Annotated in this window: 20 protein-coding genes; 14 read left to right on the forward strand and 6 right to left on the reverse strand. The window is 62.0% G+C overall.

All coding sequences use genetic code 11. The annotated features are described in order from the left end of the window. The first annotated feature begins 2 nt into the window (after window positions 1-2). The 4 genes from kduI (at window position 3) to recQ (ending at window position 4151) form a co-directional block, all read left to right on the forward strand. Window positions 3-860: a 5-dehydro-4-deoxy-D-glucuronate isomerase gene (gene kduI / locus AC1DZ8_RS06660; protein ID WP_477309774.1), complete on the forward strand. Its 858-nt coding sequence runs from the start codon at window positions 3-5 to the stop codon at window positions 858-860. Further along, a complete protein-coding gene (kduD, locus tag AC1DZ8_RS06665; protein WP_477309773.1) occupies window positions 857-1624 on the forward strand; it encodes a 2-dehydro-3-deoxy-D-gluconate 5-dehydrogenase KduD in 768 nt (255 codons plus the stop codon). Before kduI ends, kduD begins: the two co-directional genes overlap by 4 nt. Window positions 1625-1634: 10 nt before the next feature. Then, window positions 1635-1973: a cupin domain-containing protein gene (locus AC1DZ8_RS06670; protein ID WP_477400559.1), complete on the forward strand. Its 339-nt coding sequence runs from the start codon at window positions 1635-1637 to the stop codon at window positions 1971-1973. A gap of 339 nt (window positions 1974-2312) precedes the next feature. Then, window positions 2313-4151, forward strand: coding sequence for a DNA helicase RecQ (gene recQ / locus AC1DZ8_RS06675; RefSeq protein WP_477310093.1), 1839 nt, complete (start codon window positions 2313-2315; stop codon window positions 4149-4151). Window positions 4152-4169: 18 nt separating this feature from the next. Here the strand turns inward: recQ and AC1DZ8_RS06680 are convergent, their stop codons facing one another. The 3 genes from AC1DZ8_RS06680 to AC1DZ8_RS06690 form a co-directional block, all read right to left on the reverse strand. Beyond that, window positions 4170-5507 carry an ATP-binding protein gene (locus tag AC1DZ8_RS06680; protein ID WP_477310047.1) on the reverse strand — a complete coding sequence of 446 codons (1338 nt, stop codon included), beginning with the start codon at window positions 5505-5507 and terminating at the stop codon, window positions 4170-4172. Between the two features lie 5 nt (window positions 5508-5512). After that, entirely contained in the window at window positions 5513-6250 is a 738-nt protein-coding gene (locus AC1DZ8_RS06685; RefSeq protein WP_477310049.1) for a response regulator, read from the reverse strand. 134 nt (window positions 6251-6384) lie between these two features. Next, a complete protein-coding gene (locus AC1DZ8_RS06690; RefSeq protein ID WP_477310051.1) occupies window positions 6385-6798 on the reverse strand; it encodes an organic hydroperoxide resistance protein in 414 nt (137 codons plus the stop codon). Window positions 6799-7032: 234 nt separating this feature from the next. Between AC1DZ8_RS06690 and AC1DZ8_RS06695 the strand changes: the two genes are divergently transcribed. Both AC1DZ8_RS06695 and AC1DZ8_RS06700 read left to right on the forward strand, forming a co-directional pair. Next, window positions 7033-8079: an alpha/beta fold hydrolase gene (locus AC1DZ8_RS06695; RefSeq protein ID WP_477310053.1), complete on the forward strand. Its 1047-nt coding sequence runs from the start codon at window positions 7033-7035 to the stop codon at window positions 8077-8079. A 295-nt stretch (window positions 8080-8374) separates the two neighbouring features. Then, window positions 8375-9013, forward strand: coding sequence for a glycoside hydrolase family 25 protein (locus AC1DZ8_RS06700; protein ID WP_477310055.1), 639 nt, complete (start codon window positions 8375-8377; stop codon window positions 9011-9013). A gap of 28 nt (window positions 9014-9041) precedes the next feature. Here the strand turns inward: AC1DZ8_RS06700 and AC1DZ8_RS06705 are convergent, their stop codons facing one another. Beyond that, window positions 9042-9983, reverse strand: coding sequence for an AraC family transcriptional regulator (locus AC1DZ8_RS06705; RefSeq protein ID WP_477310057.1), 942 nt, complete (start codon window positions 9981-9983; stop codon window positions 9042-9044). Between the two features lie 129 nt (window positions 9984-10112). Between AC1DZ8_RS06705 and AC1DZ8_RS06710 the strand changes: the two genes are divergently transcribed. Continuing rightward, the gene (locus tag AC1DZ8_RS06710; RefSeq protein ID WP_477310059.1) at window positions 10113-11006 is read left to right on the forward strand and encodes an SDR family oxidoreductase; all 894 of its coding nucleotides are present in this window, start codon (window positions 10113-10115) and stop codon (window positions 11004-11006) included. Between the two features lie 85 nt (window positions 11007-11091). On the opposite strand, the gene AC1DZ8_RS06715 is transcribed toward AC1DZ8_RS06710, so the two are convergent. Beyond that, window positions 11092-11466, reverse strand: coding sequence for a hypothetical protein (locus AC1DZ8_RS06715; protein ID WP_477310061.1), 375 nt, complete (start codon window positions 11464-11466; stop codon window positions 11092-11094). Between the two features lie 110 nt (window positions 11467-11576). Then, window positions 11577-12623, reverse strand: a complete 1047-nt coding sequence (locus tag AC1DZ8_RS06720) for a class I SAM-dependent methyltransferase (protein ID WP_477310063.1) — start codon at window positions 12621-12623, stop codon at window positions 11577-11579. Window positions 12624-12889: 266 nt separating this feature from the next. Here AC1DZ8_RS06720 and AC1DZ8_RS06725 point away from each other — a divergent pair, with 266 nt between their 5' ends. The 7 genes from AC1DZ8_RS06725 to AC1DZ8_RS06755 all read left to right on the forward strand — a co-directional run bounded on the left by AC1DZ8_RS06725 (window position 12890) and on the right by AC1DZ8_RS06755 (window position 19018). After that, complete coding sequence (locus tag AC1DZ8_RS06725) at window positions 12890-14869, forward strand: putative bifunctional diguanylate cyclase/phosphodiesterase (RefSeq protein ID WP_477310065.1); 1980 nt, start codon at window positions 12890-12892, stop codon at window positions 14867-14869. A 221-nt stretch (window positions 14870-15090) separates the two neighbouring features. Continuing rightward, window positions 15091-16308, forward strand: a complete 1218-nt coding sequence (locus tag AC1DZ8_RS06730) for a tyrosine-type recombinase/integrase (RefSeq protein WP_477400564.1) — start codon at window positions 15091-15093, stop codon at window positions 16306-16308. After that, on the forward strand, window positions 16305-16961 hold the full coding sequence (locus AC1DZ8_RS06735; protein WP_477310069.1) for a hypothetical protein: 657 nt from the start codon (window positions 16305-16307) through the stop codon (window positions 16959-16961). The genes AC1DZ8_RS06730 and AC1DZ8_RS06735 overlap by 4 nt, the downstream gene beginning before the upstream one ends. Window positions 16962-17063: 102 nt before the next feature. Then, complete coding sequence (locus AC1DZ8_RS06740; protein WP_477310071.1) at window positions 17064-17270, forward strand: helix-turn-helix transcriptional regulator; 207 nt, start codon at window positions 17064-17066, stop codon at window positions 17268-17270. Window positions 17271-17343: 73 nt separating this feature from the next. Continuing rightward, complete coding sequence (locus AC1DZ8_RS06745) at window positions 17344-17544, forward strand: hypothetical protein (protein WP_477310073.1); 201 nt, start codon at window positions 17344-17346, stop codon at window positions 17542-17544. Continuing rightward, window positions 17541-18416, forward strand: coding sequence for a hypothetical protein (locus tag AC1DZ8_RS06750; RefSeq protein ID WP_477310075.1), 876 nt, complete (start codon window positions 17541-17543; stop codon window positions 18414-18416). Before AC1DZ8_RS06745 ends, AC1DZ8_RS06750 begins: the two co-directional genes overlap by 4 nt. Next, a complete protein-coding gene (locus AC1DZ8_RS06755) occupies window positions 18413-19018 on the forward strand; it encodes a DUF1376 domain-containing protein (RefSeq protein WP_477310077.1) in 606 nt (201 codons plus the stop codon). The genes AC1DZ8_RS06750 and AC1DZ8_RS06755 overlap by 4 nt, the downstream gene beginning before the upstream one ends. Window positions 19019-19020: the final 2 nt, after the last annotated feature.

Raw genomic sequence — 19020 nt, forward strand, 5'->3', positions numbered from 1 at the left:
TAATGTCTCAAAGTCACTCGCATACCGACTACACTTCGCGTTTCGCCATAGATCCGGTCGCCGCGGCGTCCATGGGAACCGATGAGCTGCGTCACAACTTCCATATTGACGACCTGTTCCAGCCGGGGCGCGTCAGCCTGACCTACACCCACTATGACCGCATGATCGTCGGCGGCGCCGTGCCGGTTGCGGAACCGCTATCGCTGGAAGCGATCAAACCGACGGGGACCAAGAATTTCCTTGACCGTCGCGAGCTGATCATCGTCAACATTGGTGGCGCCGGCGCCGTGACGGCAAATGGCGAGACCCATCCATTGCAGGCGCGCGACATGCTCTATCTCGGCATGGGCAGCACCGAGGTGACGTTCGCTTCGGTCGACAAATCCGCGCCTGCCAAATTCTACCTGCTCAGCGCGCCGGCGCATCACACCTATCCGAACCGGCTGATCCGTATCGGCGATGCCAAGCGTCTCGACCTCGGCAGCAAGGAGACCTGCAACGAGCGCTCGATCTTCCAGTTCATCCATGCCGATGGCGTCAAGACCTGCCAGCTGGTCGTCGGAATGACGCAACTGGCGCCGGGCTCGGTGTGGAACACCATCCCTTGCCATGTGCATGACCGGCGCATGGAGGCCTATCTCTATTTCGATCTACCGGAGACGGCGCGCGTCTTCCACTTCATGGGCGAGCCCGACGAAACCCGCCATGTCGTGATGGCCAATGAACAGGCGGTGCTGTCACCGGGCTGGTCGATCCATTCGGGCGCCGGCACCTCGAACTACGCCTTCATCTGGGCGATGGCCGGCGACAATGTCGACTACACCGACGTCGACCCGGTGCCGCTGGGCGAACTGCGTTGAGCGGCCCGTCCGCTTTCAGCCTGGCCGGCAAGCGTATTCTTGTCACCGGCGCCAACACCGGCATCGGCCAGGGCATCGCCGTGTCTATCGCGCGCGCCGGCGGCACTGTCATCGGCGTCGGCCGCTCGGCGATGGATGACACGCAAAAGAAGGTCTTGGACGTCGGCGGACAGTTCGAGGCCGTGCGGAGCGATCTCTCGGACCATGCCCCGGCGAAAGCCATGCTCGACCAGGTCTGGGAAAAGAGCGGACCGATCGATGGGCTGGTCAACAATGCCGGCATCATCCGCCGTGCCGATGCGGTCGATTTCTCCGAGGCCGACTGGGACGACGTCATCGACGTCAATCTGAAGACGCTGTTCTTTCTCTGCCAGGCTTTTGCCAAACGTGTGCTGGCCCAACCGGAGCGGCGCGGCAAGATCGTCAACATCGCCTCGGTGCTGAGCTTTCAGGGCGGCATCCGTGTCGCGTCCTACACCGCGTCGAAGCATGGTGCGCTCGGCATAACAAGGCTGCTCGCTTGCGAATGGGCTGCCAAAGGCATCAACGTCAACGCGATTGCGCCGGGCTATATCGAAACCAACAACACCGAAGCGCTACGCGCCGATCCCGACCGCAGTGCCGCCATACTGGCGCGCATCCCGGCGGGACGTTGGGGCGGGCCGGAAGATATTGGCGACGCCGCCGTCTTCCTGCTGGCGCCGGCGTCCGATTACATGCATGGCGCGGTGGTGCCGGTTGACGGCGGCTGGCTGGCGCGATGAGGAGACCGTCATGACCGAAGCCAAGATTTTCGCGCAACCCGGCGAGAGCGCCTGGACGCCGACGCCGGACGGCAACAGGCGTCGCGTTCTCGTGCACACGGACGAACTGATGATGGTCGAATTCGGCTTCGACAAGGGCGGTATCGGCGCCCTGCATTCGCACCCGCATGTCCAGGCCAGCTATGTCGCCGAAGGCCGCTTCGAGGTGACCATCGACGGCCGCACCGAAACCATCGAGACTGGCGGCAGCTTCATCGTGCCGTCCAACCTGGTGCACGGCGTCAAAGCGCTGGAGGCCGGGCGCCTGGTCGACAGTTTTACCCCGCACCGGGCAGACTTCCTGGCCTGAGCCTCTTTGTATTGACGCAATTCCCAAGGGAAAGCGCTGCGCTTTTCCCGGGAAAACCGCGTCACACTTTTCCTGGAATTGCTTTGCCTGCCCCAGAAACAGGAAACCCGCGCCTCGAAGGAGGCGCGGGTCTGTTGCCTGTGCGCTCATAGCGCAGCGGTACTCGAAACATCGCCGCAGGGTTTGGACGGTGCCGCAACAAGGTGAAGATAGGTTTAACGGCACCAGCCGGGTCAATCATCGGTGGGATGTTGCTGCTGCTTGTTGTGGTCGGGCGGGGGCTGCGCTAATCGTTGCCCCCATGCCGCTGCTTCGGGCGGCCGATCGAAAACATCCGTGATGCAGATATCGACGACGAGCGTTTCGGCGCACGATCCCAAACGGCGCGTCCTCAAGGACGTGTTCGGCTTCGATGATTTTCGCCCGGGACAGGCCTCGGTGATGGAGGCGCTGCTTGCCGGCCGCCACGTGCTGGCGGTCATGCCGACGGGTGCGGGCAAGTCGCTCTGCTACCAGGTCCCGGCGCTGGTCAAGGGCGGGCTGACCATCGTGGTGTCGCCACTGGTGGCGCTGATGCAGGACCAGGTCGCGGCCTTGCGGCTTGCCGGCGTTGCGGCCGATACGATCAACTCCTCGATCGAGCGCGACGCCAATGTCGCGGCATGGCGACGCGTCGCGTCGGGGCAGACGCGCCTGCTCTATCTGGCGCCGGAAAGGCTGATGACCGAGCGCATGCTCGATGCGCTGGCAAGACTCGATGTCAGCCTGATCGCCATCGACGAGGCGCATTGCATCTCGCAATGGGGGCCGGCGTTCCGGCGCGAATACGAAGATCTGTCGCAGCTGCGCGGCATCTTTCCCGATGTGCCGATCATTGCGGTGACGGCGACAGCGGATGAGACGACGCGGGCAGACATCGAGACGCGGCTGTTTGGCGGGCGTGTGGAAACGCAGGTCCTTGGCTTCGACCGGCCCAACATCAAGCTTGCCATCGAGCCGAAGCAGGACAGCAAGCGGCAGTTGCTCAACTTCATCGAGCGCCATCAGGGCAAGAGCGGCATCGTCTATTGCCTGTCGCGCAAGAAGACTGAGGAGATGGCGGCGTTCCTCGAGAAGAACGGCGTCACCGCGCTCGCCTATCATGCAGGCATGAGCAAGGAGGCGCGTGACGCCAACCAGAACGCTTTCATGACGCTTTCCGGCGTCGTCATGGTGGCGACCATCGCCTTCGGCATGGGCATCGACAAGCCTGATGTCGCCTATGTCTTCCACACCGACCTGCCGGGCAGCCTCGAAGCCTATTACCAGGAGATCGGCCGCGCCGGCCGCGACGGAAGGGCGGCAGAGGCGCATATGCTGTACGGCCTCGGCGATATCCGCATGCGCCGCATGTTCATCGACGACGAGGATGCCGCCGTCGAGCACAAGCGCCGCTCGCATGGCAGGCTCGACACGCTGATCGGCTATTGCGAGACGGCCGAGTGCCGGCGCCAGGTGCTGCTCGGCTATTTCGGCGAAGAGGCGGCCCCTTGCGGCAATTGCGACAATTGCCTGGAACAGGCGCCGAGTGCTGACGGCACCGCCGAGGCAGGCATCATCCTGGCCGCAGTCGCGCAGAGCGGCGAGCGTTTTGGCGCCGGCCATGTCATCGACATCCTGCTTGGCCACGAGACCGAAAAGGTGGCGGGCAGGGGTCATCACCGGCTGGCCGCCTTCGGCAGCGGCGCCGCGCACAAAAAGGATTTTTGGCTGTCGCTGATCCGCCAGCTCGTCGCGAACGGTTTCCTGATGCCGGACCCGGGCGGCCATGGCGGCCTGGCCATCGCCGAAAAAGGCCATGCGCTCGGCCGCGGCGAGGTGCCGTTCCAGTACCGGGTCGAGACGCGCACCCGCGCCGCGAGGCGCGCGGCTCGTGCCGGCCAGACCCCCCAGGGCGAAAATGTCGATGCGTCGCTGCTCGCCGCGCTGAAGACGCTGCGGCTGCGGCTGGCCAAGGAACGTCAGGTGCCGGCCTATGTGGTGTTTTCCGACCGCACGCTGATCGATATGGCCGAGCGTCGTCCGCAAGACCTCGACGATTTCGCCGAGGTCAACGGCGTCGGCGCCGCCAAGCTCAAGGAGTTCGGCAGGGTTTTCCTGAGCGCCATTGCCGCGCACCAATCGGGTGGGGCGGTCTGAAGACCTACCGGTTTGCGGTTATACGCTGCGGCCCGCTTGCATCCGTTCGGGCAAATGTATTTCGGCGATCAGTCCGCCGCCGGGCCTGTTTTTCAGCTCGAGCCTGCCTTCGATGGCGAGCGACAATTGATAGGCGATTGCCAGGCCTAGCCCGGCGCCGCCGCTGCCCCGGTTTCGCGATTGTTCGAGACGGAAAAACGGCTGCAGGACGGCCTCGAGCTGGTCGTCGGGGATGCCGGGACCGCGATCGAGCACCTTGATGACGACGTGATCGCCGGGCCCTTTCTCTGCCGAGACCTCCGCACTGCCGGTGAATTTCAACGCATTGTCGACGAGGTTGGTGAGGATGCGCCGCAGCGCCTGCGGGCGCGTCACCACGGCGGCATCGATTTCCGCGCCGGCGGAGACAGCCTTGCCGGTGTCCTGGTAGTCATACACCAGGCTTTCGACGAAGGAGCCGAGGTCGATCCGCGACGGCTTTTCGAGGCTGCCGCGAGCGCTGCGGGCATAGGCCACGCCCTCATGCACGAGGTTCTCGATCTCGGCCAGATCGTGCATCAGCTTCTCCTTGCCTGGCGTGTCGTCGGACAGTTCGGCGCGCAGCTTCATGCGCGTGATCGGCGTCTGCAGATCGTGGGAGATCGCGGCCAGGATCTGCATCCGCTCTTCGAGATGCTGCGCAATGCGCTCGCGCATGGAATTGAAAGCGGTCGCGGCATGCGCGACCTCCAGAGGTCCTGATTCGCTCAAGCGCGGTGTCGGCTTGCCCGGATCGAGCGTGTCGGCGGCGTTGGCGAAATTGACCAGCGGACGGATCACCAGCCGGACGGCGAACCAGCTGCACAGCACAAGCAAAAGCAGCTGCGCCACCAGCACATAGGGCAGCCAGCGTGCCAGCGGCATCAGCGAGGGGTGGACATCGATGGTGAGCGGTTCGCCATCGCTCAGCGTCAAATGCGCCTGAAGACGCTCTCCGTCGGCGGGAATGGCTTCGACCCTCACCGGGAAACGCGGGCCGGCTGCTGCACTGATGGTCGTGGCGATCAGGGGGCCGGGGCCGGTCAGCTTGGGGACGCCCGGCAGTCCCGGCCCCAACACATAGCGATAGGTATTCCGGTCAAGCAGCGGCAGCCATTGCGCCCGTTCCGCCGCGGGGACGCGGTCGAGGATGGCAATCGCTGATCTCACATCCCTGTCCAGCGTATCGGACATGATCGTCTGGGCCGAGGCAAAGCGCTCCGTAATCAAGAGCGCAAAGGACAGGCCCTGCGCCACGATCAGGCCGGCCAGCAGGAGCAGGAACAGCCGCGAGCGCAAGGTGCGCGGCCATGGCACGAAGCGCCGCGATGTTGCCATCGGGCTCAACCCGGTTCGCTCACTTCGACAGGCATCGACAGTACATAGCCTTCGCTGCGCACCGTCTTGATGTAGGCGGGTTCGCGCGCGTCGTCACGCAGGCGCTGGCGCAGGCGGCTGACCAACAGGTCGATGGAGCGGTCGAAGATCTCGGCTTCGCGCCCCTGCGTCAGGTTGAGCAACTGGTCGCGGTTGAGGACACGCTGCGGATGGTCGACGAAGACGCAGAGCAGCCGGTATTCGGCGCCGCTCAGCGCAATCACCGTTCCATCCTCGTCGAGAAGATGGCGCGCGACCGTGTCGAGGCGCCACGCCCCGAATTTCAGCAGACGCCCGGTCTCCGTCACCTGGAGGTTTGGCGGCAGCATGCGGGTGCGCCGCAGCACGGCGTTGATGCGAGCCAGAAGCTCGCGCGCGGCGAAGGGTTTTACCAGATAGTCGTCCGCGCCCAGCTCAAGGCCGATGATCCGGTCGGTTTCGTCGTTGCGCGCGGTCAGCATCAGGATCGGCGTTGCCTTGTGCTTGCCGGCGCGCAGCTGCCGGCAGAGAACGAGGCCATCGTCGCCGGGCATCATCACGTCGAGGATGATGAGGTCGACGGAATCCGTATCGAGAAAGGCGCGCATCTGCCGGCCGTCCGGCACGGCGGTGGCGCGCAGGCCGTTCTTCCTGAGATAGCCGGAGACCAGCTCGCGGATTTCGCGATCGTCATCGACGATCAGGATGTGATCGACATGATCCATCGTGGATGCTTCCTGCCTTTCTTCGCCTGACGCCACCAGTACATTTTCCCCGGGGAAAGTGCATCAGGTGCCGCCGGCAGCGTATCCTCGAGACGGGACAATCTGCCGGCGGCCATGCCGTTGTTCTTTTCCAGCTAGACCAACTCGATCGTGACGCCGATGTTACCACGCGTCGCCTTGGAGTAGGGGCAGGTCTGGTGCGCGGCGTCGACCACAGCGCGGGCCGCTTCCCGATCCACGCCGGGAAGGCTGACATTGAGACGGGCCTGCAGCAAATAGCCGCCCTCCGATGTGGCAAGATCTACTTCTGCATCGACGGCGACATCGGACGGCAAAGCGATGTTCATCTTGCGCGCCGCCAGGCCCATGGCGCCGATGAAGCAGGCCGACCAGCCGGCGGCGAACAGCTGCTCCGGATTGGTGCCGGCGCCGGTGCCGGGTGGGGAAAGCTTGATGTCGAGGTGGCTGTCCGAGCTGCGGGAGGCGCCGTCGCGGCCGCCCGTGGTGTGGGTCTTGCCGGTGTAGAGGACTTTTTCAATCGTGGTCATGGGGATAATGTCCTTAGGGGAGGATCGCGTTGAACCGCAATGGCCCGGAGGCCAGCGACATCCGCATAAGAGGCATGCGACGTATCCCGAATGTGTGCTGATCGGCTGGAAATGTATCCCAGTGTATCCGGGCGCCGCCTCGCTACATGCGCTTTCAATTCGAACGGATGGGGACACATGGGAGATACACCCGGGCCATCCTTTCCAGCGGTATCAACTCAGTAGGAGAACCCCATGACCGACGAAATCAACCACGACCGCCGCCGCTTCTTCGGTACGGCGGCCCTGACCCTTGCCGCTGCTGGCCTGGTCGGCTCGGCCGGCGCACTGACCGGCACGGCAGAGGCGGCGACCCTGCCCGCGGTCAAGCCGGGGACGAACACATCTTTCGCCGCTCTGAAGCAGATCAAGGCCGGCGTTCTCGAGATCGGCTATGCCGAAGCCGGTCCGGCTGACGGGCCGCCGGTCATTCTGCTGCACGGCTGGCCTTACGATATCTACGCCTTTGTCGATGTCGCGCCGCTGCTGGCGACGGCGGGCTACCGGGTGATCGTGCCCTATCTTCGCGGCTACGGCACGACGCGTTTCCTGTCCGCCGAGACGATGCGCAACGGCCAGCAATCGGTGGTCGCGCAGGACATCGTCGCGCTGATGGATGCGCTCAATATTCCGAAGGCGATCCTCGCCGGTTTCGACTGGGGCGCGCGCTGCGCCTGTATCATCTCGGCGCTGTGGCCGGAACGCGTAAAGGCGCTGGTCTCGGTGAGCGGCTATCTCGTCAGCAACATCAAGACCGGCAAGGTGCCGCTGCCGCCAAGTGCCGAGCATGACTGGTGGTACCAGTTCTATTTCGCCACCGAACGTGGCGCGGCCGGCTACGAAAAATACCGGCACGATTTCGCCAAGCTGATCTGGCAGACGGCGTCGCCGAAATGGAATTTTGACGACGCCACGTTCGACCGCAGCGCCGTTGCCTTCGACAATCCGGACCATGTCGCCATCGTCATTCACAACTACCGCTGGCGCGGCGGGTTGGCGGCGGGCGACCCGCAGTATGACGAGCTGGAAAATCGACTTGCCGGCGGCCCGGTCATCGGCATGCCGACAATCACGCTGGAGGGCGACGCCAATGGCGCGCCGCATCTCAACCCGACCGCCTATCGCAACAAGTTTTCGGGCAAGTATGCGCATCGAAACATCGAGGGCGGCATCGGCCACAATCTGCCGCAGGAAGCGCCGCAGGCTTTTGCCCAGGCTGTCATCGACGTCGACGGCTATTGATCCTGCCGGCGGAAACGAAACGGGCGGCCATTGGCCGCCTGTTGTGGAAGGACGCAAAGCCCGACGCTGTCAACGACCGGATCGTCCAGTTCCTGCAAAACAGAACTGTGTGAAGGGTTTCACAGAGGCGAGCTTAGATAGGGCTAATGTGTCTGAATTCAGCGAAGGCAAGAGAGTCAGGTTCTCTATTCCGCACCAGTGTTCGCTGAGCTTCGGGGGAAGTTCTTACAGCTTGCATCAAACGAACGAGGCGCGCCGAATTTCTCGGCGCCCGCCTGGCTATGGGAGCAAGGGCATGCCGACGCGTGAGGGGATCGACGTTTCGCATTATCAGAACGAGGCCGGGGGCAGCGGCGCCAGCGCCATCAAGTGGACGCGGGTCGCCAATGCCGGGGTCAAGTTCACCTTCGTCAAGATATCCGACAAGACCAGCAAGGACGCATTCGCGGTGCGCAATGTTGCCGATGCCAAGGCAGCGGGATTGCTGGTGGGGGGCTACCACTTCCTGCGCAACACCGCTTCGGGCGCCGACCAGGCGCATGCCTTCCTCAACACGGTATCGTTCGGCAGTGGCGACCTCATTCCCTCGCTCGACATTGAACTCATTCCGGCAACGCCGGCGGCGCGGGCCGCCTATGTCCAGAAGGCGAAGGATTGGGTGGCGGCGGTGCGGTCCGCGCATGGCGGCCGCTGGCCGTTCATCTATACGCGCGCCAATATCTGGCAGCAGCTGGGCAACCCGAGCGGCTTTGGCAACTGCCCGCTCTGGCTCGCCCGCTACGGCGCAAGTCCGCCGCCGATACCGTCCGGCTTCACCAATTATGCAATCTGGCAATTCAGCGACTCGGGCAGCGTCGACGGGATCACGGGCAAGGTGGACCAGAACCATCTGGCGATGTCCTTCGCCGAATTTCGTTCGCGCTACAGCCTGTAAGGGACGGCGATCCGGCGAGATCACCGCTTCAGGCGGCCGCGCGTTCGCCGTGCGCAGGCGCGTCCGTCTCCAGGCGCCGGCTGTATTGTCTCGGCGAACAGCCCATGACGCGCTTGAAGGCGGTGCTGAAGGCACTTTCGGATTCGTAGCCGAGCGATAGCGCGATGACGGATACCGGATCGCTCGAATGCATCAGCCTGTCGCCGGCCAGCATCATGCGCCAGCGCGTCAGATAGTCGAGGGGCGAGGCCCCGACGGTCTGCTTGAATTTCAGCGCAAAGGTCGATCGCGACATGCCGGCGCGCTCGGCCAGTGTCTGCAATGTCCAGCCATGCGCCGGGTTCTCGTGCATGGCGCCGATCGCGGCGCCGATCTGCCTGTCGGTCAGCGCGAACAGCCAGCCGACGCTTTCCCGCGCTCCCATATGCAGGCGCAAGGCCTCGATCAGGATCATATGGGCGAGATGCTCGACGATGAGAAAGCTGCCGGGACGCCGCTGGCGCAATTCCTGCATCATCCGCTCCACCGGCCAGCGCAGCGCCGAATGGTCGCTCTCCGCGCGAATGTGAACAATCGGCGGCAGCATCCGCAACAGGATGCCGGCATGGTCGCCGGACAGAGCGAAGCGGCTGCTGACCAGCAGGAACTCGCCGCCGCCATTGTAAGAGGTGATGCCGCCGGTGCGAGCCGGTGAAAAGATCGTGCTTGCATCGACCGTCGGCAGGCCGAGATCGCTGGCAAGACGGAAAGGCCGGCCGCGCGGCAGCAGGAAACAGTCGCCCGCGTCCAGCCGCACCGCGTCAGCAACCCCCTCGACCGACAGCCAGCATTGGCCGGAGACCACGGCGCCGCATTTGATGGCGGCCTGCTGGTCGGGGAACTGGATCGCCCAGTCGCCACCGGCTTCCAGGCCGGCGGACAGATAGTTGCGCGCTTTCAGCAGCGACAGCACGTCTGACAGCGGATCCATAAGCGTTCTCGGACGATTGCGAAGATATCTCGGATTTTACAGCATAGATCGTACGATCTCAACAACCTATCTCCTTCGGCAAGCGGGCCGCCTGTGCGGCCTTCGGCGAAAATCCAAGGAGACATCATCATGCGTGTGTTCGTTACCGGTGCCACCGGTTTTGTCGGTTCGGCCGTTGTGCGGGAATTGCTGGTGGCGGGTCATCAGGTTCTTGGCCTTGCCCGCTCGGAAGCGGGTGCGAAGTCTATCGTTGCCGCGGGCGCCAAGGCACATCTCGGCGATATCGAGGATCTGGACAGCCTGCGCAGCGGCGCCGCCCAAGCGGACGGCGTCATCCATACCGGCTTCAACCACGATTTTTCGAAATTCGCCGCCAGTTGCGCAGCCGACCAGCGCGCCATCGAAACGCTTGGCGCGGTGCTCCAAGGTTCCGAGCGGCCGCTGCTTGTCACCTCAGGACTGGCGGGCTTTGCGCAGGGAAGGCCAGCGATCGAGGACGACAAACCCGCGCCAACCTCCGCCGCGATGCCGCGCGCTTCGGAAGCGACGGCCGTGGCGCTCGCCGCGCGTGGCGTGCGCGCATCGACGGTGCGGCTTGCGCCGAGCGTCCATGGCGACGGCGACCATGGCTTCATGCCGATGCTGATTGCCATTGCGCGTGAAAAGGGTGTCTCGGCCTATGTCAGCGAGGGCAAGAATCGCTGGGCTGCGGTGCACCGGTCCGACGCTGCTACTTTGTACAGGCGGGCGCTGGAGAAGGGGATCGGCGGCGTCAGCTATCATGCGGTTGGCGAAGAGGGAGTAGCGACCAGGGAGATCGCCGAGGTCATCGGCCGCCGCCTGAACCTGCCGGTCGTTTCCAAGAGCCCTGAGGAGGCGGCCGGGCATTTCGGCTTTCTCGGCCATTTCATCGGCAGGGATCTGTCGGCTTCCAGCGAGCAGACCCGGACCATGCTGGAATGGTTGCCGACCGGCCCGGGGCTTATCGCCGATCTCGACCGTGTCAGCTATTTCGGAAGCTGATCTTGTTTGACGCAATTCCCAGGGGAAAGCGCTATGCGCTTTCCCGGGAAAACCGCCTTACACTTTTCCTGGAATTGCTCTGGGGTCAGGGCCAGCTGCGTTGCATAGCATTGAGTGACAGCCAGGCGATCAGCGGCAGCGCCAGCAGGATGGCCGTCCGCAACCCCGCTGATCGCGCTCCGTCCACGTCGCCGCGCCGGAACCGCAGCCAGGCCTGCACGGCTGCGGCAAGGACGAACACGGCGTAGAGGCCGCCTGCGGCCCAGACGAGTTGCTCGCCCGTCACTGGAATGCCGGCGCGATGCAGTGCATCGCCGATGGCTGCTCCCGGTATCGCGATGAAGAAGGCGACCGTGATGCCGAACAGGAAGCCGATCATCGCGCCGGGAAACGATGCTGCCGACAGCGCGACAACCACCGCCAGCAAGATGAGCAGGATGATGAATGCGCGTTGCGACACTGTCGGAAAACTCCGCCCGGCAATTGCATAGCAGCAAAGGCTTAGAAATCCGTTCCCGCCCATTGCCGAATGCACCGGCGCATCAAAAGGCAATCGGAACACCCTGGGGTCTAGAGGTCGCCCTTCCTGACTTTGCCGTAAACGATATTTCGGTTCGAGCCGTAGTATACGTCCGCTTCGAAAGAGCTCCCGCCGAGGGCGGCATTGATGATGTCCCGCATATCGTCAGCCGAGCGTAAGATGAGCGGCCAATCCATGAAGGTCTCCATGTAACCATCCGTCGTGATCTCGTCGCTGAAATTGGCAAACAGGAATTCGCCGCCAGGCTTGACGAGCTCCATGGCTCTTTGCAGCAGGCGGACGCCGATGGCACGCGGCAGATAATCGTAAAGGCCCGATGCGTAGACGAGGTCGAATGTGCCAAGAGCGTAGGCGCGGCGCAGGATGCCGCGCACAGAGCCGTGGATTGCCTCGACTGCCGTGCCGGCAAAGTCGTTGTTCACCGTGGCTACGCTGACAGGGTCCTGGTCCAGGCCGATCCAGCGTTGCAGTTTGCGCTTGGCCAACGCGTCGGAGCGTTCGGCTTCCCGCAGGTGGCCGCAGGCAATCGCCAGTATCTCCGCCTTTTCTACACTGTCGGCCGTCTCGTCCACCGTCCTGGTCAGAATATCCCGCCGCTCGCGCCCCGCCACCGAACTGGCAGCTTCACTGGTGTACGCGTAAATTTGCCGACCAAGTAAGGTCGATGAAGCCACGGTGCCGTCGGCAGCGGGATGCTTGTAGTAAATGTCCAGCAGGCCCGCATCGCCAGAATACCCACGAGGCTTTTCGACAGACCAACGTGTGAACGGGTCCTGGATCAAGTATTCCGCCACCCGGTGTTGCTGAGCCAAAGGGACGAGTTTCTGCCAGACCGCGGGAGCAACCTGCCGGCGGAGCTTATGGAGTCTGCCTGCCAGCCGATGGACCGTGGGGGCGGCCGGTTTGTGCCGCGTGAAGGCTTGATGAGCAAGATCCAGTATCAGGGCGAGCTGGGCCGTGCTGTTCCTCAACTCGTCGGCGTCGGCCGTCTCTTCAGAAGTAGCGGCATGTTTCTTCATCAGGCTGGTGGTGACGAGGCTGTATTCGTCGAGCTGCAATTTTGGGTCGATGGGCATGCCGTTTCTCCGGGTTACCCCCGCCCGGTCCACGGCAAACAGCATAGGTGCGTCGCTGCATGATGCGAACTATTTTAATAAAATTTTAATAAAACTTTAGCCAATTGAGCGGTCATCCACCTTATGAACCGGCTAAATCCGAACCGCCTGTTTACCGTCGGTTAGCGACATCCGACTTTTCCTGCGGACAGTGGCGCCTTCATTCTCCGACGGCACGCGACCTCGGCTATTGCATTCGCTACTGCAGATCGCGGAGGAGCGTTGCAATGCAACTGAGCGAGGACGTTGCCCAGAAGGTGGCGGCAGCGATTGCCCGTCCGCGGTGGCATTCGGCCGATCCGGAACTCCTGGCACTGTTCCTGCAGAAAGATGCCGATGAAAATCGCAGCCTCGTGCGATGGGGTATTGCGGCTGCTGTATTCAGCTATGTGGCCTATGGCCTCTTCGATTGGTTTCTTTTTCCCGATATCGCGGATCGGCTTGTTTTGACGCGCGTTACGCTTGGGATCACCTCGCTGGCGCTTGTCGAGTTTATCGCCCGACGGGGCTTCGCCCTTGCCACCTTGCACCTTGTAGCGGCGCTGGCGATTGTATCCGGTGCCCTTGGATGGCTCGTATCAGCCCTTGGAACAGAGCATCAGGATGCCCTCTCCCACTTCATGGTTTTCGGCACTGTATTCATCCTGGGTGCGAATTTGTTCTTCAACTTCCGTTTTTGGCTTTCGGCCATTGCCTCGGCGACGGTCGCCGCAAGCTTTGTGTACGCTGCAATGTTCTCCCTTCAGGCCGACATCGCGGGTCGGGTCGTGCTGTCGGCCTATTTCGTGAACTGCCTGGTGTTGTCGCTTTATCTTTCCTGGCGCCTTAGCCTGGAGCGTTATCAGACGTTCCTGCACGCACTTCGGGCACAGATTCAGGAGCAGGCTGCTATCAGGAAGGGGCAGAAGCTAACCGAAATCGCCGACACCGATCCGCTCACGGGAATGAAAAACCGCAGGGCGATCATTCGAGAATTCTCGGAGCTGCGCGAAGACTGGGCCGCGGACGACGATGAGATCGGCCTCATTCTGATCGACGTCGACTACTTCAAAAGGTTCAATGACGGACTTGGTCATCAGGCCGGCGACGATTGTCTGATCAAACTCGCCCACGTCCTTTCCGAGATGGCGGCTTCCAACAACGCCGTCGCGGCACGCTATGGCGGCGAAGAATTCGTCATTCTCTGCAAGGTCACCGGGCGGGCTCACCTTCATGAAATTACGCAGCAATTTTGTCGCGCTGTGGAGGACCTGGATATCTACCACCCTGATCGGGGTGACAAGCTCAACATTGTCACGATCAGTGCCGGAGCCTCGTTGACGCGCGCCGATCAGAGCATCGAACTTAGGGTCCTGCTGCAGGAAGCTGACCGCGCACTCTATGCGTCCAAGTTTGCTGGTCGGGCTACATTCACAATTTACGACCCGCACGCCACCGGCCAGGATCGCTCCGGCGAAAATCTTTCAGAACTGCTGAAGCTGGCGATTTCCAACGAGCTCGTTTCTGTCGCCTACCAGCCAATTCGCGACCTGGCGTCTGGACGAGTGCTGGGCCACGAGACTCTGATGCGGGTATGTGACTTCGACGGCACCATGATCAGTCCGTCGGTATTCATACCCGTTGCCGAGCAGACCGGAGCGATCGTGGAACTGGGCACGTGGCTGATCGATCGAGCCTGCGGTGACATGGCGGAATACGGATTGGGCTCGGTCGTGACCGTGAACGTATCTGTTCTTCAGCTCAAGGTTCCCAACTTTTCACTGCGGGTCACCGAAATCCTTGCTCGGCACAGCCTTGCGCCACAGAAACTGGCCATCGAAATCACCGAAGGCAGTGACATCTTTCTGGAGGCGCAAGCGGTCAGAAACGTGGAGCGGCTGCGAAAATTGGGCGTTCAGATCTGGCTGGACGACTTCGGAACGGGATTTGCCGGCCTTACATGGCTCCGCCGGTTCAAATTCGACGTCGTCAAAATCGATCGCAGCTTCCTCCACGATTGCCAGACGTCTCGTGGCTTGAGCCTGTTGCGGGACATGGTCGGACTGCTTCGCAATCTCGGCCATGTCGTGCTTGCCGAGGGCGTTGAAACGGAAGAGCAGTACATGTTGCTGCAGCGCCTGGGGGTGCATTTGATGCAGGGCTTCCTCACCGGGCATCCGGTCCCGATCGAAGAAGTAGAGCAAATCAGGCAAGGCCTCGTCGCCTAGCAGCTGAACCGGAATTCTCGCATGGCGGGAAGAAATTTCCGCCGGGAGTTCAAGCGGAAAGCAGGTTGGCGGAGAGGGAGACCGCCAGACGATTGATTTTGCTGACTTTATTGTCAGGCGACCCCTTGCTTTTCCTAATCCCCATGCAAATATCCCTGAACATATTGCGCGTTATTGACTTTGCTGGCAAGCACCTTCGTTAGGAAAAGCGTTAGGAAAGAATGGCGCGTCACAAGCTGCGCGACACCCAGATCAAGGGTCTTCCCGTCGGCCGACATGGCGATGGTGATGGCCTGTGGCTCTACGTCCAGAAGTCTGGAACGCGCAGTTGGGTCTTCATTTTCATTCGCCAGGGCGTGCGTCGCGAGTTAGGGCTCGGCTCATACGGCAATGCTTCAGGCAAGATCAGCTTGGCTGACGCGCGCAGCCGGGCCGACGAGGCGCGCGAGATCATCAAGCATGGCGGCGACCCGTCGAAAGAGATGGCTCATCGCCGGCGATCGGTGAAGCTTCGTACCTTCGGCGAGTGCGCCGACGAGTTGCTGACTTCCAAAGAGAACACCTTCCGAAATGCCAAGCATGCCGCGCAGTGGAAGATGACGTTGACGGAGTACGCGCATTCGCTGCGCAAGATCCCCGTCGGTGACGTCACGACGGATGATGTGGTTCGGGCGCTTCGGCCGCTATGGGCTGACAAGCAGGAAACAGCTTCGCGATTACGCGGTCGCATCGAAAAGGTGTTGGACTATGCCAAGGCTGTCGGGCTGCGATCGGGCGAAAATCCAGCGCGTTGGAAAGGGCACCTCGACCATATCCTGCCGGCACGCCAGCGGCTCGCCAGAGGTCACCACGCGGCGATGGCTTACTCCGATGTCCCGGCCTTCATGGTGCAACTTGCGGGCGTCGACGGCTTCGGGGCCAGGGCACTCGAGCTTTGCATCCTGACCGCTACACGGTCGGGTGAGGTGTTGAACGCGCAATGGCCCGAGTTCGACTTAGCGAAGGCGCTATGGGCGATCCCTGCCGAACGGATGAAGATGGGCAAGGAACACGTCGTGCCGCTGTCAGCGCGCGCCGTGACCGTGCTGAAGGGCCTTCAGGCGAAGCGGTTGTCAGACTACGTGTTTCCAGGCGCCGCTCCGAAAAGGCCGCTGTCCAACATGGCGATGACTGCAGTCATGCGTCGAATGGAAAAGGGCCAGTTCACGGTTCACGGCTTCCGGTCGAGCTTCCGAGACTGGGCGGGCGACGCAACCAACTTCCCGCGCGATGTCGCCGAGATGGCGCTGGCGCACAAGGTCGGCGACGAGGTCGAGCAGGCATACCGCCGCGGCTCGGCGCTGGCGAAGCGCAAGAAGCTGATGGATGCGTGGTCCGCCTATGTCTCGACCACTAAGGGTGGCGAGAATGTAACGCCGATGCGCAAGGCTGCGTCATGACAGCAGCTGAGGAATTGGGACGAGAATTTCAGCAGGTTTTCGGAGCCTATTTTCCGCACCTTCGAGTGGATTTAGATGTTGCGTTTTCGGAAGCCGATTGGCTGCTGACGCGAGTCATCGGCAACCCATTGGAGACAGTGCGGCGCACACGAGCAAAGAAGGACTTATCCAAAATCCGTACTTGGCTTTTAAAAGCGGGCCAGCATGACCTTTCGTATTGGATGCCGTTGAATTTCGACCTCCATCAGTCGATGCAGCGAGAAGACGGAAGCCATCACATACAGCGGTACGCTCATACAATATTTCAGTTCTTGCTCGACTTAGATGGGTGGAAGAAGGACGGCACACTGCATCGCGCCATTGATCGCTTCATCGAGGCTGCCGAGAAAGCGATCGACGAAACGCCTGATACTGCAAACACTAACTGGCGTGCGATCCATGCAATAGATTGCCTTCGCATCCTGTGGCAGCGCAATACGGGGAAGGACGGCCCTTCGAAGGAACTAAACAGCGCTTCAAAGTTTGCTGGCTTCCTCCGTGACGGATTCCAATTCCTTGAGATCGACGCCGATCCCGTCTCCGCCTTCAGCGGCTTGGAGAAGGGCGGGAGAAAAGTCCACAGAACCTACCTAAAATGCATTCGATCTATGTGACTACACCAGAGAGAAGCTGATCCAAGAATTGCGCACCCGTCAACAGCGACGACGGTGGCGACCATACAAGCCACCCACTCGCATAAGCGAAAGGTGGCAGACATGGACAGCGACGCTGTTCTGATTTCGATCAAAGAAGCGGCTCGGATCACCAGCCTCTCCAGAACGTCGATCAACGAAAAACGCTCGGCCGGCAAGTTTCCGCAGCCGGTCCCTCTCGGCGATAAACGCATTGCGTTCGTCAAATCCGAGGTCGAGCAATGGATTCGTGATCGCATCGCAGCTCGCCGGTCGGCGGTGGCAGCATGACGCGCGCGCTTCCGCTTCTCGTAACCGGCGCCTCAGCCCTGCTCGTGGTCGCTATCCTACTCCGGCTGCTGCCATGAGCGCCGCCGACCTTACACCGGCTGAACATTCGCATTCAGCAGCGATCGACCAGGCCGCGCAATGGTTGTCAACGACACCACCACGGCAGCGACCGGCACCGCTCGTGCCTGCAATGCGTGAAATGTTCAACCTGTCAGCCGTCGAGGTCTGTGAGGCGATCAGAGAAAGCCACCTGATCAGGGCGCGTGCGGCATGACCGAGCAAATTCAACCGGGATTGAAAAAGGTTCGCGGCATGGCGCAAGCGTCGCTCGACCTGATCGATGCGATGCACAAGATCGCCGAGGAGATGCAGCCGATCACCGGCCGAGGCATCGGCTACAAGCTGTTCACGGCCGGGCTGATCCCGTCGATGTCGACCAACGACATGGCCAAGGTCTATCGCCTCCTGCGGATCGCGAGAGAGCAAAGCGACATCCCCTGGGACTGGATCGTTGACGAGACCCGAGAACTGGAGCGGGTTTCGACCTGGGACGATCCTGCTCAGTATGCCAGGGCCGTTGCTCGGTCCTACCGTCGCGACTTCTGGAATCAGCAGCCTTATCGTGTCGAAGTCTGGAGCGAAAAAGGTACTGTTCGCGGCGTCCTGAAGCCGGTCCTCGATCACTTCGCCGTCGGCTTCAGGGTCATGCATGGCTTCGCCAGTGCGACCACGGTCAACGACATCGCCACCGACGATGACGGCAGGCCGCTGATTGTCCTCTACGCCGGCGACTTCGATCCCAGCGGCATGTACATGTCAGAGGAAGACCTGCCGCGGCGCCTGGTCGAGTATGGTGGCTCACATGTCCGGTTCCGGCGGATCGCGCTGACCGTACACCAAGTGAACGGCCTCCCGTATTTCCCAGCGTCGGACAAGAGCACCGACAAACGCTACGCCTGGTTCGTCAAGAACCACGGAGCGCAGTGCTGGGAACTGGACGCCATGGACCCGCGCGACCTGCGCCAGTGTGTCGAGGAGGAGATCAAAGCGCTCATCGAGCCGGATGCATGGGTGCGCTGTGAAACGGTAAACGCGGCCGAACTAGAGTCGCTGCAGTCGATCCTCTCTGGCTGGAGGGCGGCATGACCGATCTGGTCTGGATGAAGACCTACATCGGCACTGAGACCGCCTTGACCGCGCATCTCTCTGCCGAGGAGTTCGGCGCCTATGAACGCTTGCGCCGGCACTATTGGCAGCATGGCTCGATGCCGGCAGATGATGCTCGACTTATGCGCATCAGTGGGATCGATCCAGAGAGATGGGAAGCAGTCGCCCAGGCCATCGGGCCATTGATGTCGGAAAGTCTCCAGCGACTCGATACAGAGCGGTCCGACGCTACCGTCAAGCGCGAAAAGAAGGTCGCGGCAGGGCATCGAGGCGCCGAAGCCAGGTGGCGTATCGATGGCAAACGCAATGCGGTTGCCAATGGCACAAGCATGGCAGAACCATTGGATACGATGGCAGACGCATCGTTTTGCCAATGGCCATCAGCATCAGCATCAGCATCAGAGAGTTCTGCTCCGGATAGAAAGGAAGAAGGGTTAGCGCATGCGCGCGAGAGAGAACCCAACGTTCTGACGATGTCGATGGCAGAAGCAGAGGAGCATTTGAGGAAGACAGGCGCGCTTGCCGAAGACGGCGAGATAGAGCCAGCCAACACCTACAGCCAAGCGACGCGGGGCGGCTAATG

The organism is Mesorhizobium sp. P2_F7 (assembly GCF_056403695.1).